Genomic DNA, 16059 nt, shown 5'->3' on the forward strand with positions numbered 1-16059 from the left:
GTAAATCCGAAATATAAAAAACGACGCAAAAGCGTCGTTTTTTATGGGCTATTTTTATGGACTATTCTTAATTGACGGAATCCGGAGTAAGGAGTAATAAGCTGCGTATCATCGCCGGATAAAGTAGAAGGCAACGCCAGTAAACAACAAGCTTGGCGCAACAGCCCCCACATAAGCGGGTAGCTCATACACTATACTCATGGGGCCAAAAATCTCATTACTGATATAAAAGCTAAAACCTGCTACAACCCCAAGTAATACGCGCGCGCCCATAGTCACAGTCCGCAGCGGACCAAATACAAACGACAGTGCCACTAACATCATCACTGCGACCGTCACGGGCTGCATCACCTTGCGCCATAAAGCAAGCTCATAACGGCTGGGATCTTGACTGTTAGTTTTAAGGTAATCAAGATAACCGACCAGACCACGTATAGATAACGCCTCGGGTTTAATCGAAACCACACTGAGCTTATCTGGCGTTAAACTCGACTGCCATTGGTCTTCTTCAAGATACTCAAGCACGACTTTCTCATAGCTTAAATCAGTACGTTTAACGTCAAATAAACGCCAGCGATCTTGGGAAAATACCGCTCGGTCTGCGTGAACTACGTTGGTGAGCTTAAGTTCGCTATTGAATTTATAAAGCGTGATATTGCTGAGTTTATTGATGTTTTCAACTTCACCAATATTAACGAACAAATCACCATCCTTTGCCCAAATTCCACGATGGGACTTAATTAAACTCCCGCCAGAGAGTTTAACAGCTTGTAACTCATTCGCTTTTTGCTCAGCAATCGGTGCGCCCCACTCCCCTAAAACCATCACCAATAACATCAAAGGCACAGCAGTTTTCATCGCCGACATAGTGATCTGCAAACGTGACATGCCAGAAGCTTGCATCACAACAAGTTCGGAATTCGATGCCAACATTCCCATACCAATCAAAGCGCCTAGCAAGACGGCCATAGGGAAAAACATTTCAATATCCCGTGGCACTAAAAATAAAACATAGATGCCAGCATCCATCATGCTGTAGGTGCCACGGCCAACTAAACGCAGCTGATCAACCCATTTGATGATGCCCGACAAACCAGTCAACACCAGCAAACAAAGCGCTGAAGTGCTTAACAATATTCTGGCGATATAAAGGTCTAATATCTTCATGCTGCCACCTTCTTATTGGCAAACAAGGACGATATACGACTGAAAATAGGCCTATCTTTACCGAGCAAGAATAACCCCATCAAGAGCGCAGAAACATGGATCCACCACATACCTAAATACAGTGGAATAATCCCATCTTGCAATGCCTTACGTCCCGCGACCATCAGTCCAAAATAGCCAAGGTACAAAAGAACTGCTGGGAACATCTTAGCAAACTTACCTTGGCGCACATTCACCCGCGCTAACGGCACAGCAATCAGTGTCATAATTGGAATCGCGAGTGGGATAGCAAGACGCCAGTGGAATTCAGCAGCGGCTTCAGCACCTTCAATTTTCACGAGTTCATCAACGGGCAGTGCAGATAATTTACGGCGACGCTCATCAACTTGCTGCTCTTTAATTTGCATTTTATAACCACCAAATTCGATCATTTGGTAGTCCTTTGCCTTCGGGCTGCCTTGATAACGCACGCCGTCATTCAAGTTCAATTGTTGAGCACCTGAACTATCTTCCTGTACTCGTCCACCTTTCGCCACCACGACATTGGTCACGCCAGTTTCATCATCAGGATCAGGCAACTGGGCTACAAACACTTTATCTAACTCGTTATCTTTACCAATACGCTCAACAAATAATACCGCGCGACCATTGGGACTCGCCTGAAAACGCCCTTGGATTAAGGCGGCAAGACCTGCTTCGGACTGGGCTTTTTCGAGCACTTGGTTTTGCTGTTCTTCTGCCCAGGGGGCAACATAAAGGGATAAATAGCCAGTAAACAGCATATTGATCACGGCGAGGATCAGCGTCACTCTGGTGACATACCACTCACTGACCCCTACACCGTGGAGAATGACCATTTCATTTTCGGAATACATACGGCCGTGGGCCAGTAAAATACCCAAGAACAAACTTAACGGCAGCACTAAGATCACCAGATAAGGCAAGTTAAGCCCAATCAGAGTCATGATTAAAGAGGCGGGAAAATCGCCGTCGGAGGCATCGGCCAGTATACGCACGAAATGCTGGCTAATAAAAATAGTTAACAGCACTAAAAGTACCGCAATTTGTGCCTTTAAAACTTCTCGAATAAGGTATTTAAATACAATCACAGGCAGGATCCGGTCTCTAAACTTATCTTTTTGCTGGTAACAGACTAACTTTCATGTAAACTGTTTACTTTTGATAGTTTTCTGACCAGCTTCAGGGGTTCTAGGTAAACTTAACGTCACTAAATGCGTGACTCAAGCGCCGAGAATAAATCACCTTTGGAGTAATAACTTAGGCCCTTTTCGGGACAAGCAGACATTATCCAATAAATATAAAAATTTGTCTTTAAGAATCTAGGAGTGCTCATGGAGTTTAGCGTAAAGAGCGGTAGCCCCGAAAAACAACGCTCAGCCTGTATCGTGGTCGGTGTTTATGAACCCCGTCGTCTGTCGGGTATCGCGGAGCAATTAGATAAAATTAGCGAAGGTTATATCAGTAACCTACTGCGTCGTGGCGATCTGGAAGGTAAACCTGGCCAGATGTTATTGCTGCACCATGTTCCTAACGTATTGAGTGAACGTGTATTATTAGTGGGTTGTGGCAAAGAACGAGAACTAGACGAACGCCAATACAAACAAATCATCACTAAAACAATCAACACCCTTAACGAAACGGGTTCAATGGAAGCGGTTTGCTTCTTAACTGAACTGCACGTGAAAGGACGCGATACGTATTGGAAAGTACGTCAAGCGGTTGAAACCACTAATAGCAGTCTTTATAGCTTTGATGCCCTGAAGACCCGCAAAGGTGAAACTCGCCGTCCACTGCGTAAATTAGTGTTCAATGTCCCGACTCGCCGTGAATTAACCTTAGGTGAGCGCGCCATCGAGCATGGTATGGCAGTATCTGCTGGCATGCATTTATGTCGCGATGTAGCCAACATGCCACCGAACATCTGTAATCCAGCCTATCTAGCTTCTCAAGCACGCCAAATGGCTGAAATACATGACACTCTGCATGTCACCACTATTGGTGAAGAGCAAATGGCCAAACTGGGCATGAACTCATACCTTGCAGTCGGTCGCGCCAGTGCCAACGAATCCATCATGACTGTGATGGAATACAAGGGCGCTGTCGATAGCACAGAAAAACCAATCGTATTAGTCGGTAAAGGGTTAACCTTCGACTCGGGTGGCATTTCATTGAAGCCTGGCGAAGCCATGGACGAAATGAAGTACGACATGGGTGGCGCAGCGGGTGTGATCGGCACTATGAAAGCCATCTGTGATATGAAGTTACCTATCAACGTTGTGGGTATTCTGGCTGGCTGTGAAAACATGCCATCGGGTAATGCTTACCGTCCAGGTGACATTCTGACCACTATGTCAGGCCAAACCGTTGAAGTGTTAAATACCGATGCAGAAGGCCGTTTAGTCCTATGTGACGTATTAACCTATGTTGAGCGTTTCGATCCTGAATTGGTTATCGATACTGCAACCCTGACTGGCGCGTGTGTGATTGCCCTTGGTAAACACGCATCGGGTCTGTTCTCATCGCATAACCCTCTGGCACACGAGCTATTAAGTGCCGGTGAGCAAAGTGGTGACCGCGCATGGCGCATGCCATTGTGGGATGAGTATCAAGATATGCTCGACAGCCCGTTTGCTGACATGACCAACTTAGGTGGCCGTCCTGCTGGAGCTATCACAGCAGCATGTTTCCTTTCTCGCTTTGCTAAAAAGTACAACTGGGCTCACTTAGACGTTGCAGGCACAGCTTGGAATAGCGGTGCTAACAAAGGTTCTACGGGCCGTCCAGTGCCACTATTGACTCAGTTCCTGATCAATCGTGCTGGTGTTGAACTCGGCGAATAACCAACTATCCGGCCTTCGTGCGTTAAAGGCTCGATAAATGAAAGGCGAAGATTTTCACTTCGCCTTTTTTATTTTCTTAATTTAATCAGAAAATCGATTTCCTGAATAAGAACTTGAATAAAAAACTGAACAACTAATGGTTTTAGAATAATTTTTCAAAGAGTTATAGCTCTACTCTCTGCATCTCCAACGGTTTGAAAGCATCCCATTAAGCCCCGCCAGACAGTGATAGATAAAACCTCACCGTAAGGTTTGCCCTAAGCATTAACCCATACTGACTTTTAGTGTAAACTGCAGCTCTCGTTCGCCACTAAAACAAGTGAAGCAAGGCATTGAAATCATGACTCAAGTGCTGTTTTATCTTATGCCGCCAGTGGCATCGCCTGCAAAAGCCAAGGCTGATTCACCTGTTGAAACCGCGAATGCGACCCCTGCACTTTGCGAGATGCATCTTCTGGCATGCCAACTGGCGCAGCAGGCTTTTGTGAAGCAACAATGGGTCTATATCCATTGCCAAGATAAACAGCAAGCCCATGCAATTGATGAACTTTTATGGCAGTTTGAGCCAAGTGCCTTTGTACCTCATAACCTCAAAGGTGAAGGCCCGATGACGGGATCGCCGGTAGAAATTGGTTTTGATCGCCTCGGCGCCAACAAAAGTCGCCAAGTTCTGATTAATCTTGCAGACCAAGCGCCCCCATTTGCGGTAAACTTTGGCCACATTATCGATTTTGTTGCCAATGACGATCAGCATAAAGCGGTCGCTCGCGAACGTTATCGACAGTATCGCGGCTTAGGGGTCAATTTACAGACCCAAGACTTAGCAACACATCCACTTAATTAGTTTGAGACAGACACGTTCCCATGGAAAAAACATACGATCCGCAGTCCATCGAGCAAACGCTTTACCAAAATTGGGAAGAGCAAGGTTACTTCAAGCCACACGGCGATGAATCCCAAGGCAATTATTGCATCATGATCCCGCCACCAAACGTGACGGGCAGCTTGCACATGGGCCACGCCTTCCAAGACACCATTATGGATACTTTGACCCGTTACCAACGGATGAAAGGCAAAAATACCCTATGGCAAGTCGGTACTGACCATGCGGGTATCGCCACCCAAATGTTGGTTGAGCGTAAGCTTGAAGCCGAAGAAGGCAAAAATCGTCATGACCTAGGTCGCGATGCCTTTATGGATAAAGTGTGGGAATGGAAAGCGCAATCGGGCGGCACTATCACTAAGCAGCTACGTCGTATGGGCGCTTCTGTAGATTGGGACCGCGAGCGTTTCACTATGGACGAAGGCTTGTCCAAGGCCGTGCAAGAAGTGTTTGTACGTCTGTACGAAGACGAGTTGATTTATCGCGGTAAGCGTTTGGTCAACTGGGATCCAAAGCTGCACACGGCTATCTCTGATTTAGAAGTGGAAAGCAAAGAAAAACAGGGCCACATGTGGCATCTGCGTTATCCACTGGCCGACGGTGAACTGACAGCCGATGGTAAAGACTATTTAGAAGTCGCTACCACGCGCCCAGAAACCATGCTCGGCGACAGTGCGGTTGCAGTGCATCCCGATGATGAACGCTATCAAGCGCTGGTCGGTAAGTTTATTCTGTTGCCGATTGTTAACCGCCGCATTCCTATCGTGGCCGACGATTACGTCGACATGGCCTTTGGTACAGGTTGCGTGAAGATCACCCCAGCCCATGACTTTAACGACTATGAAGTCGGTAAACGTCACAACCTGCCAATGTTCAACGTACTGACCTTAGATGCCGCCATTCGCGTGAGCGCCGAAGTGGTGAACTCTGACGGTACCTTTAACAAAACGCTCGATGGCAGCCTGCCTGAACGTTTTGCCGGCCTTGACCGTTTTAAAGCGCGCGATGCTATCGTCGCCGAATTTGACACCTTAGGTCTGCTCGAAAAAATCGCACCTCATGCCTTGAAAGTGCCTTACGGCGATCGCTCAGGTGTGGTTATCGAGCCAATGCTAACCGACCAATGGTATGTGGCTGTTGCGCCAATGGCGAAAACCGCTATCGAAGCCGTTGAAAATGGCAGCATTAAATTTGTGCCGCAGCAATACGAGAACATGTACTTCTCGTGGATGCGTGACATTCAAGACTGGTGTATTTCGCGCCAATTGTGGTGGGGTCACCGCATCCCAGCTTGGTACGACGAAAACGGCAAAGTCTATGTCGGCCGCAACGAAGCCGACGTCCGTGCTAAGCACAATATCGCCGACTCAATGACACTGCGCCAAGACGAAGACGTACTGGACACTTGGTTCAGTTCAGCCCTGTGGACGTTCTCAACCTTAGGTTGGCCTGACAATTTAGAAGATTTAAAAACCTTCCACCCAACCGACGTGTTGGTGACAGGCTTTGACATCATCTTCTTCTGGGTTGCCCGTATGATCATGATGACCATGCACTTCATCAAAGATGAAGACGGCAAGCCACAAGTCCCGTTCAAAACTGTCTACGTGACCGGCCTTATCCGCGATGAAGCGGGTAACAAGATGTCAAAATCTAAGGGTAACGTACTCGATCCATTAGACATGATCGACGGTATCGGACTTGAAGATTTAGTTGAAAAACGTACCGGCAACATGATGCAGCCACAACTGGCCGCCAAGATTGAAAAGAGCACTCGCAAAGAATTTGCCGACGGTATCGAAGCCCACGGCACAGATGCACTGCGCTTTACGCTTGCGGCAATGGCATCAACGGGTCGTGACATCAACTGGGACATGAAGCGCTTAGACGGTTACCGTAGCTTCTGTAACAAGTTATGGAACGCCTCACGCTACGTGCTGATGAACACAGAAGATCAAGATTGCGGCCCAGGCTCACCAGAGCACAAAGGCGGTGAAATGGAACTGTCGTTGGCCGATCGCTGGATTATTGGCTTGTTCAATCAAACCGTTAAGACCTTTGACGATCACATGACAGCCTACCGTTTCGACTTAGCAGCCAATACCCTGTATGAGTTCACTTGGAACCAGTTCTGTGACTGGTACTTAGAATTAACTAAACCGGTATTGCAAAATGGCAGCGAAGCGCAAATGCGCGGCACCCGTCACACCTTAGTGACAGTGCTCGAAGCGATGCAACGCCTGATGCACCCTATGATGCCGTATATCACTGAAACCATCTGGCAGCGCGTTAAACCGTTAGCTGGTGTCGCTGGTGATACCATCATGCTGGCACCGTTCCCAGCATTTGATGCCGCTAAAGTCGATAGCGCAGCAATGGCCGATTTAGAATGGGTTAAGCAAGTGATCGTCGCTGTGCGTAACATTCGCGCCGAACTGAACATTGCCCCATCCAAGCCGCTAAATGCCCTACTTCGTGGTGTTAGCGCACAGGATAAAGCCCGTGTTGAAGCTAACCAAACCTTCTTCACCACACTTGCCCGCTTAGAAAGCATGACCATTTTAGCCGATGACGAAACTGCGCCTATGTCGACTACAGGTTTGATTGGCGAAATGGAGCTGCTGATCCCTATGGCAGGCTTAATCGATGTCGCCGCCGAAATGGCCCGTATCGATAAACAGCTTGAAAAGCTCGGCCAAGAGATCGCTCGCATCGAAGGCAAATTGTCGAACCAAGGTTTTGTGGCAAAAGCTCCAGCCGAGGTTATCGACAAAGAGCGCGCTAAGATGGCCGATCTCAAGCGTGACATGGACAAGCTCAACGAACAAAAATCTGAGTTTGCTAAGTTAGAAGCTTAAGCTTCTCATTTACTCTGATTCACTTGTTATGATTGGTTCTAACTGAATGAAGGGCAGCCACTTGGCTGCCCTTCTTGTATCTATATCACTGCAATCTATGAGCAATTATGAGCCTTAATCTACGCTCTTGGGCCAGATGCCGCATTGAACCCGAGTCAATTCTAAACACTGCCATTTAACCTACGGCACAGTATTGAAACCACCTCACCATTCATCCTCATCACTCCCCGTGGTCTATCGCTCACGAGCTCACACGTAGCCCATCACTGCCGACATAAGTAAACACCACACATGTAGACTAAAGAACAGCTAATACCTCCAGAGGCAGCACTGAGAGACTGACATTGAGTGCAGACATGAATATCCAATGTCGTCATAGACTCTCAACACAGGCAAAAGCAGATTCTTCAGTGAGTTGAACCTAAGAAAGAGAAGTGTTTAAAACGAAATGGCTAAAGATAGCAACACCGAAGATAGCTAAGGTAAAGCAAAAGATGATGATGCAAAGTTAAGGTTAAACCTAAGCGGGTAAAAATATAATGAGTTAAACCTTACAGATTAAAAAATAAAAAAGCCCTGCAATTGCTTGCAGGGCTTATCTATATGGTGCGCGTGGAAGGAGTCGAACCTCCGACCGCCTGGTTCGTAGCCAGGTACTCTATCCAGCTGAGCTACACGCGCAAACTCGTTTTTGTACTTCTAAGATTCAATTAAGATTGAGTCTAGGATAAGCACTTTTATCTGGCAAATTTATTCTATTCTTCTCGACTAAAAGAATAGAATGGCGGAGAAGGAGGGATTCGAACCCTCGATGGGAGTTAAAGCCCATACTCCCTTAGCAGGGGAGCGCCTTCGGCCACTCGGCCACCTCTCCGCATTTAACGCTTTAAATCAACAAGACGTATCTCGTTAACTAAATTGGTGCGCGTGGAAGGAGTCGAACCTCCGACCGCCTGGTTCGTAGCCAGGTACTCTATCCAGCTGAGCTACACGCGCATGTTAAACGGTAAAACACTAATACGACCTAAATCATATTAATTTAAATTGGTGCGCGTGGAAGGAGTCGAACCTCCGACCGCCTGGTTCGTAGCCAGGTACTCTATCCAGCTGAGCTACACGCGCATGTTAAACGGTAAACACTAATACGACCTAAATCATATTAATTTAAATTGGTGCGCGTGGAAGGAGTCGAACCTCCGACCGCCTGGTTCGTAGCCAGGTACTCTATCCAGCTGAGCTACACGCGCATTTTAACTTTTTGCTATAAGCAATTATCTACAAAATTTCTTATGAAATTCAAAACTGATGAGTTAAAGATTAACTAATGCAGATATGGTGCGCGTGGAAGGAGTCGAACCTCCGACCGCCTGGTTCGTAGCCAGGTACTCTATCCAGCTGAGCTACACGCGCGACTTGTATCTAAATTTACTTTTACATCAAACACTAATAAAAAATGGTGCGCGTGGAAGGAGTCGAACCTCCGACCGCCTGGTTCGTAGCCAGGTACTCTATCCAGCTGAGCTACACGCGCACTGTTTTCTATCTTTAAGAAATGGCGGAGAAGGAGGGATTCGAACCCTCGATGGGAGTTAAAGCCCATACTCCCTTAGCAGGGGAGCGCCTTCGGCCACTCGGCCACCTCTCCGTTTTCTTGGCGCACATATTACTGTTTGACGAAAATAAGTCAAACCCTTTTTCCGAAACAGATTCCATTTGAACTGTTTTTAATCACATTGCTGTTATATCAAGCCAATGTATTGATTTACGCCAATCTTTCGGTCTAAAAAATAAAAAAGCCAGTTAAAAAACTGACTCTTCTGTTGCCGTAGTACGCTTGCCAAAACAAGGTACTAAAAGTTACCACCTTCCGATGGTGTACCTGATTTTTCAGATTGAATGCGTTGGTAGATTTCTTCGCGATGAACAGAAACCTCTTTTGGTGCATTCACACCAATACGCACTTGATTGCCTTTTACCCCTAGCACTGTAACTGTGACTTCATCACCAATCATCAGTGTTTCGCCAACACGACGAGTCAAAATCAGCATTCGATAGCTCCTTTATTTCTTAATTCAGCTTACACACGGCACTCATCCGGTAGATGGGCTTATTATAAGGTCAGCTTAGTACAAATTAATAGTATTCAATACTCAAACGGTTATTTAATTACACCTTATTTAGCTCGAAAGCGTGATGTAACGCCCGAACCGCCTTGTGTAAGTCCCTTTCATCGATAACGGTTGATAATTTACTCTCTGACGTCGTGAGTAACTTAGCATGAATAGTTTCATTACCCAAGACTTCTAACATCTTAGTCAATAATCCCATTTTTGCCTGTAAACCTTTGCCAACTAAAGATACTTTTGCACGTTGCCGTTCGATAATCAATGGTCCGAGAGCAAGGCTTTCGCTTAAGCCTTCGAGCTCATTAAGCAGAGTATCAACCTTAGCTTCAGCGAGCATAAAACTGACTCGACCCGAAGGATCATCCTCATGGATCCTCAATGGAGAAATAAATTCCACATCGATTTCCAATCGAGTTAAACAGCCTAACAACGCTTGATAGCGTTCACTGGTGGTAAACAGCCCTTCAATCGTCAGCGTTGCCAGCGCCTTATTAATCGCGATACCTTGCACTAACGAGGCAATCGTTAATTCCGACTCGTCGCCAAATTGGATTAACGTCCCCTGCCCAGCTTCAAAGCTCGACAATACTCGCAGCGGTACGCGAAAACGCTCGGCGTATTCAACAGAATCGGGATGCAATACTTTAGCGCCGAGCTTTGCCATTTCGAGCATCACATCAAACCCAATCACATCGAGGCGACGTGCACTGCTATCAATATTCGGATCTGTGGTAAATACCCCTGCCACATCGGTAAAAATCTGGCATTCATCGGCTTCTAACGCTGCCGCTAAGGCTACTGCTGTGGTATCTGAACCACCGCGTCCTAAGGTGGTCACTTCGCCTTGAGGATCGATGCCCTGAAACCCTGCAACGATCGGCACAACACCATCGGCAAGCAAAGACTGCAAATATTCAGTATCAACTCGCTCAATGCTAGCGCGGCCAAATTGACTATTTGTATGAATTTGCACTTGATCGCCCGTAAGGGATTTCGCTTTTATGCCGCGACGTTGTAGCGCCATAGACATCAAAGCAATACTCACTTGCTCACCCGTCGAGACTAGCATGTCTAACTCGCGCGCCGAGGCGCGCGGATTAATTTGTGCTGCAAGTGCAAACAGGCGATTCGTCTCACCCGCCATCGCGGATAAAACTAAGACTTGCTGCTCACCATTGTGAGCTGACTTTGTAATCTGCTCAGCGACCGCTTCGATACGTTCAATAGAACCCACCGAAGTGCCGCCGAACTTTTTCACAAAAAGCTTGCTACCACTAAGCTTTCGTTTTTGGGGCACAGCAACCTCTTAAGCTAGACGCTCAGTAATCCAAGGTAATACTTGAGCCAATGCCGCATCCAGATTTTCTGGTTGGCTACCGCCCGCTTGAGCCATATCAGGACGACCACCGCCTTTACCGCCTACTTGTGAAGCGACCATAGCGACTAGCTCACCCGCTTTGACTTTACCGATCAGATCGTTACTCACACCCGCGATCAGGTTAACTTTCCCTTCCTGCGCTGTACCAAGAACGATAATGGCCGATTTCAATTTCTGTTTTAATTCATCTTGCAAGCCACGTAGTGAACTTGCCTCAACGCCGTCTAATTTTTTGATCAGTACGTTAACGCCATTAACTACAACGGCATCGCCCACTAAGTCTGCACTCGCTGCGGCCGCTAGCTTATCTTTCAACTGCGCCATTTCTTTTTCGAGTTGCTTCATCTTATCGAGCTGCGCTTTTAACTTAGCCACCACTGAGTTGGCATCGCCTTTCAATAAGGCAGCGGCTTCTTCCAGTTCAGCTTGTTGCTGCGCCACATAAGCCATAGCTGCAGCACCAGTAACGGCTTCTATACGGCGCACACCTGCAGCAATACCCGCTTCAGAGGTGATCTTAAATAAGCCGATATCGCCAGTGCGACCCACATGAGTACCGCCACATAATTCGATAGAGAAATCGCCCATAGTCACAACACGCACTTGTGAATCATATTTCTCACCAAAGAGTGCCATAGCGCCTTTTTCTTTAGCTTCATCTATGCCCATTTCAGCGGTTTTCAGCTCATGGTTACGACGAATTTGAGTGTTAACTAATTCTTCAACTTCTTTTAATTCAGCAGCTTTTACGCCTTCGAAATGAGAGAAGTCAAAACGTAAACGCTCTGGATCAACCAAAGAACCTTTTTGCGAGACATGAGTACCGAGCACTTGACGCAGTGCGGCATGCAGTAAATGCGTAACAGAATGGTTTAACTGAGTACGGTGACGCAGTTTTTTGTCCACTTTCGCTTCAATAACTTGGCCAACGCTCAAGCTACCTGTAGCCAAAACACCTTGATGGCCCGTTGCTTGACCATACTTTTGCGTATCGTTTACCGTAAACTCAATACCGTTCGCAACCAATTGGCCTTTATCGCCTACTTGACCGCCAGATTCCGCGTAGAAAGGGGTTACATCGAGCACGACAACGGCTTCATCACCCGCTTTGATCGCCGTCACTGACTCACCATTTTGATAAATCGCGGTGACCTTAGCTTGACCCGCTAATTCGGTGTAACCACTGAATGCAGTTTCAACATCAATTTTCAGCGCAGCGTTATAATCTGCACCAAAGTTACCGGCAGCTTGTGCGCGGCTACGTTGTTCAGCCATGGCGACTTCGAAACCAGCTTCATCGACAATGATGTTGCGCTCACGGCAGACATCAGCGGTCAAATCCATTGGGAAGCCATAGGTGTCATACAGCTTAAATACGGTTTCACCGTCTAAAGTGTCACCTTTCAACTCGTTTAAGGCAGTATCTAAAATGCCTAAACCACGTTCAAGCGTACGGGCAAATTGCTCTTCTTCCGCTTTCAGTGCTTTTTCAACAATCGCTTGAGTCTCAGCTAACCCTTTTGCTGCATCGCCCATCACCGCAATCAAAGACGGAACCAGCTTGTAGAAGAAAGCTTCGGTCGCACCTAACTTGTTACCATGGCGAACTGCGCGACGAATAATACGGCGCAGCACATAACCGCGGCCTTCGTTCGACGGCATAACGCCATCGGCAATTAAAAATGCACATGAACGGATATGATCGGCAATAACTCGCAGCGACTTTTCAGATAAGTCACTAACACCAATGACCTCTGCGGCTTTAGCAATCAAAGTACGGAAAATATCGATTTCGTAGTTAGAATGTACGCCCTGCATAATCGCAGCAATACGCTCAATCCCCATACCTGTATCAACCGAGGGCTTAGGCAAAGGTAACATTTCACCCGATGCTTGACGGTTGTACTGCATGAAAACGATGTTCCAGATTTCGATGAAACGATCACCATCCTCTTCAGGACTGCCAGGACGTCCGCCCCAAATATGATCACCATGGTCATAAAAAATCTCAGTACATGGACCACAAGGACCGGTATCACCCATTTGCCAGAAGTTATCTGACGCAAAGGCAGCACCTTTATTGTCACCGATACGTATGATGTTCTCGGCAGCGACACCAATTTTTTTATTCCAGATTTCAAAGGCTTCATCATCTGTCTGATAAATAGTGACGCACAGACGTTCCTTCGGCAGCTTTAACGTTTCAGTTAAAAAAGTCCAGCCCAAACGAATCGCTTCTTCTTTGAAATAATCTCCAAAACTGAAGTTACCTAGCATTTCGAAAAAGGTGTGATGACGTGCTGTGTAGCCAACGTTATCCAAATCGTTATGTTTACCACCGGCGCGTACACAACGTTGAGCAGTGGTCGCACGCGTATAATTGCGTTTGTCCATGCCAAGAAACACGTCCTTGAACTGGTTCATTCCTGCATTGGTAAATAAAAGTGTGGGATCGTTGCCTGGCACTAATGAACTACTGTCCACAACTTGATGACCATTGCTGCGGAAAAATTCGAGGAAAGCGCTTCTGAGCTCTGCTGTAGTTTGATACATGAAATCATCCTGAATTGGGTAAGCATTACCAGCTACGCCTTAGGCTAGCCGTATTTCTATTTGCCCAGCATTATAAGCAGACTAAGGAAGGACGACCAGTCTTGATTGGTGATATACACATCAGGAATTTAATATTTTAGCGTGAATCGCCCACACCAGCGTCACTAGAAGCAAAACGACAGGATAAAGCACAAATAAAGACGGCGTAAGTTTATCGCGGCACGGACAATATTTAAGCAAGTGAGTCTAATGTGAAGTACGAAATGGACAAGACCGATTGATGATATTTAGATGAGCTTTTACAGTCTTAGCTCCAAATTTAATAATCTTCATCGAGATCATTGGGATCTGAATCTAGTGCGTAAGTGATTTGATCGTAGCTAAAGCCTTGGCCCATTAAAAAACGCACTCGTCTGGCCTTTTCCTTTGCGATGAGATCCCGAGCTTTAGAGCCCTTCACTTCTGTCACACGGGGAATGCCGTATTTTTTGGTGGCTTTATCTTTTGCTAGCTCAAACCAGTCACAATCACTATTGGTTATCGCCGCTTCAATACAATCTTTAGACAAGCCTTTTTGCGCTATCGCTTGGCGGATACGGATAGCACCGTGCCCTCGACTGATGTGGCTTCGCACCAACAGTTCGGCATAACGAGCATCATTAATAAAACCGGAGGATTCACAAGCATCGAGTACAGGTTCGATATCGTTAAGGTCGAAGCCTTTCTCGAGCAATTTATCGCGGATTTGTAAGCGGGAATAATCGCGGCGCGCTAACAGCGCGACCGCAATTTGATGGGCTGACTGACTCAGAATACTTCGCCTGTCTCTAAATCAATATTGTCCTCAGTACTATCATCAGCTTTGGCAGCCAAGGCACTCGGATTACTCAAAAGCAACTCACGTAGCGTCTTGTCAATTTCAGCAGCAATAGCTGGGTTTTCAGTCAGATATTTGCCAGCATTAGCACGACCTTGGCCGATTTTATCACCTTTATAGCTGTACCAAGCGCCCGCTTTTTCAATCAACTTATGGGCTACGCCTAAGTCTACTAACTCACCAGTACGGTTAATACCTTGGCCATAAAGGATTTGGAACTCAGCCTGCTTAAACGGCGCTGCAACCTTGTTTTTCACCACTTTAACGCGAGTTTCGTTACCGACCACTTCATCGCCGTCTTTAATGGCACCAGTGCGGCGAATGTCTAGGCGAACAGAAGCATAAAACTTCAGCGCATTACCACCGGTTGTAGTTTCTGGGTTACCGAACATCACACCAATCTTCATCCGAATTTGGTTGATGAAGATAAGTAAGGTGTTAGATTGCTTTAAGTTACCCGCAAGTTTACGCATAGCTTGGCTCATCATACGCGCCGCTAGGCCCATGTGAGAATCACCAATTTCGCCTTCGATTTCAGCTTTAGGCGTTAATGCCGCCACTGAGTCGACTACGATAACGTCAACAGCGCCTGAACGAGTTAAAGCATCACAAATCTCAAGCGCTTGCTCGCCGGTATCCGGTTGTGAACACAGCAGGTTATCAATATCTACGCCCAATTTTTTAGCATAAATAGGGTCTAGTGCATGCTCTGCATCGATAAAGGCACAGGTTTTGCCTTCACGTTGCGCTGCCGCAATCACTTCTAAAGTCAGTGTTGTTTTACCTGATGATTCAGGACCATAGATCTCAACGATACGACCCATTGGCAAACCGCCAGCACCTAAAGCAACGTCCAGAGACAGAGAACCGGTAGAAATGGTCTCAACATCCATAGAGCGATCTTCGCCCAGCTTCATGATGGAGCCTTTACCAAATTGTTTCTCAATTTGGATCAATACCGCAGCAAGTGCTTTCTCTTTATTTGGATCGACCTTCATTCCTGTTCCCTCATCAAGACAAGCATTAAGCTGTCAAAAGTGATATTCAATTTACAAACGGGTAATTCAAAAAGCCGCGCTTTTTGTCTTAATTCTGCTGACTAGTATACTGTACAATCATACAGTATCAAGACCTGTGACTGAATTATTTTTAGCTGATAGGATTTTTAATATGGCCAAGGTTTTAGCGAATATCAAATCAGATAATAGCTCCCTTTGATCAATATCCATCGTTAAGGGCTCAATTTTCGCTAAATTATTGCTAAGATTGGCGCAACAAATTTTGCGTGGTCTTTTTAGCTGAAAATTGTACAGCAGTCTTCCGCTTCCATAGCGCTTAATCACCCTTAACCACACA

The 16059-nt window shown here is 46.4% G+C and carries 10 protein-coding genes and 8 tRNA genes; 3 read left to right on the forward strand and 15 right to left on the reverse strand.

Features of this window, described 5'->3' with window-relative positions; translation table 11 throughout:
• Positions 1 to 108 precede the first annotated feature (108 nt).
• The gene (gene lptG / locus ACHA99_RS08115; protein ID WP_105251819.1) at positions 109 to 1167 is read right to left on the reverse strand and encodes an LPS export ABC transporter permease LptG; all 1059 of its coding nucleotides are present in this window, start codon (positions 1165 to 1167) and stop codon (positions 109 to 111) included.
• A complete protein-coding gene (gene lptF / locus ACHA99_RS08120) occupies positions 1164 to 2276 on the reverse strand; it encodes an LPS export ABC transporter permease LptF (protein ID WP_113939369.1) in 1113 nt (370 codons plus the stop codon). Before lptF ends, lptG begins: the two co-directional genes overlap by 4 nt.
• 243 nt (positions 2277 to 2519) lie before the next feature.
• Here lptF and pepA point away from each other — a divergent pair, with 243 nt between their 5' ends.
• The 3 genes from pepA (at position 2520) to ACHA99_RS08135 (ending at position 7769) form a co-directional block, all read left to right on the forward strand.
• Positions 2520 to 4028: a leucyl aminopeptidase gene (gene pepA, locus ACHA99_RS08125; protein WP_006082597.1), complete on the forward strand. Its 1509-nt coding sequence runs from the start codon at positions 2520 to 2522 to the stop codon at positions 4026 to 4028.
• A gap of 340 nt (positions 4029 to 4368) precedes the next feature.
• Entirely contained in the window at positions 4369 to 4872 is a 504-nt protein-coding gene (locus tag ACHA99_RS08130) for a DNA polymerase III subunit chi (RefSeq protein WP_263185707.1), read from the forward strand.
• 20 nt (positions 4873 to 4892) lie between these two features.
• Positions 4893 to 7769 carry a valine--tRNA ligase gene (locus ACHA99_RS08135; protein ID WP_393942093.1) on the forward strand — a complete coding sequence of 959 codons (2877 nt, stop codon included), beginning with the start codon at positions 4893 to 4895 and terminating at the stop codon, positions 7767 to 7769.
• Positions 7770 to 8373: 604 nt separating this feature from the next.
• Here the strand turns inward: ACHA99_RS08135 and ACHA99_RS08140 are convergent.
• The 13 genes from ACHA99_RS08140 to recA form a co-directional block, all read right to left on the reverse strand.
• Positions 8374 to 8450, reverse strand: a tRNA-Arg gene (locus ACHA99_RS08140).
• Positions 8451 to 8551: 101 nt separating this feature from the next.
• A tRNA-Ser gene (locus tag ACHA99_RS08145) sits at positions 8552 to 8643 on the reverse strand.
• Between the two features lie 45 nt (positions 8644 to 8688).
• Positions 8689 to 8765: transfer RNA gene (locus tag ACHA99_RS08150), tRNA-Arg, on the reverse strand.
• 49 nt (positions 8766 to 8814) lie between these two features.
• Positions 8815 to 8891, reverse strand: a tRNA-Arg gene (locus ACHA99_RS08155).
• Positions 8892 to 8939: 48 nt separating this feature from the next.
• Positions 8940 to 9016: transfer RNA gene (locus ACHA99_RS08160), tRNA-Arg, on the reverse strand.
• An 86-nt stretch (positions 9017 to 9102) separates the two neighbouring features.
• A tRNA-Arg gene (locus tag ACHA99_RS08165) sits at positions 9103 to 9179 on the reverse strand.
• 44 nt (positions 9180 to 9223) lie between these two features.
• Positions 9224 to 9300: transfer RNA gene (locus tag ACHA99_RS08170), tRNA-Arg, on the reverse strand.
• A gap of 22 nt (positions 9301 to 9322) precedes the next feature.
• Positions 9323 to 9414 (reverse strand) — tRNA-Ser (locus ACHA99_RS08175).
• Between the two features lie 205 nt (positions 9415 to 9619).
• Positions 9620 to 9817, reverse strand: coding sequence for a carbon storage regulator CsrA (gene csrA / locus ACHA99_RS08180; RefSeq protein ID WP_006082602.1), 198 nt, complete (start codon positions 9815 to 9817; stop codon positions 9620 to 9622).
• Positions 9818 to 9935: 118 nt separating this feature from the next.
• Positions 9936 to 11192 carry an aspartate kinase gene (locus tag ACHA99_RS08185; RefSeq protein WP_006082603.1) on the reverse strand — a complete coding sequence of 419 codons (1257 nt, stop codon included), beginning with the start codon at positions 11190 to 11192 and terminating at the stop codon, positions 9936 to 9938.
• A gap of 9 nt (positions 11193 to 11201) precedes the next feature.
• Complete coding sequence (gene alaS, locus ACHA99_RS08190; RefSeq protein WP_393942096.1) at positions 11202 to 13826, reverse strand: alanine--tRNA ligase; 2625 nt, start codon at positions 13824 to 13826, stop codon at positions 11202 to 11204.
• A gap of 319 nt (positions 13827 to 14145) precedes the next feature.
• Entirely contained in the window at positions 14146 to 14616 is a 471-nt protein-coding gene (locus ACHA99_RS08195) for a regulatory protein RecX (RefSeq protein WP_393942122.1), read from the reverse strand.
• A 17-nt stretch (positions 14617 to 14633) separates the two neighbouring features.
• A complete protein-coding gene (recA, locus tag ACHA99_RS08200; RefSeq protein WP_105251812.1) occupies positions 14634 to 15701 on the reverse strand; it encodes a recombinase RecA in 1068 nt (355 codons plus the stop codon).
• Positions 15702 to 16059 lie beyond the last annotated feature (358 nt).

Source organism: Shewanella sp. S23-S33, assembly GCF_043359565.1.
Classification (GTDB): Bacteria; Pseudomonadota; Gammaproteobacteria; order Enterobacterales; family Shewanellaceae; genus Shewanella; species Shewanella oncorhynchi.

Coding starts and splice junctions, on each gene's coding strand:
- pepA (WP_006082597.1), top strand. CDS start 2,520: ATGGAGTTTAGCGTAAAGAGCGGTAGCCCCGAAAAACAACGCTCAGCC.
- ACHA99_RS08135 (WP_393942093.1), top strand. CDS start 4,893: ATGGAAAAAACATACGATCCGCAGTCCATCGAGCAAACGCTTTACCAA.
- csrA (WP_006082602.1), bottom strand. CDS start 9,817: ATGCTGATTTTGACTCGTCGTGTTGGCGAAACACTGATGATTGGTGAT.
- lptG (WP_105251819.1), bottom strand. CDS start 1,167: ATGAAGATATTAGACCTTTATATCGCCAGAATATTGTTAAGCACTTCA.
- alaS (WP_393942096.1), bottom strand. CDS start 13,826: ATGTATCAAACTACAGCAGAGCTCAGAAGCGCTTTCCTCGAATTTTTC.
- recA (WP_105251812.1), bottom strand. CDS start 15,701: ATGAAGGTCGATCCAAATAAAGAGAAAGCACTTGCTGCGGTATTGATC.
- ACHA99_RS08130 (WP_263185707.1), top strand. CDS start 4,369: ATGACTCAAGTGCTGTTTTATCTTATGCCGCCAGTGGCATCGCCTGCA.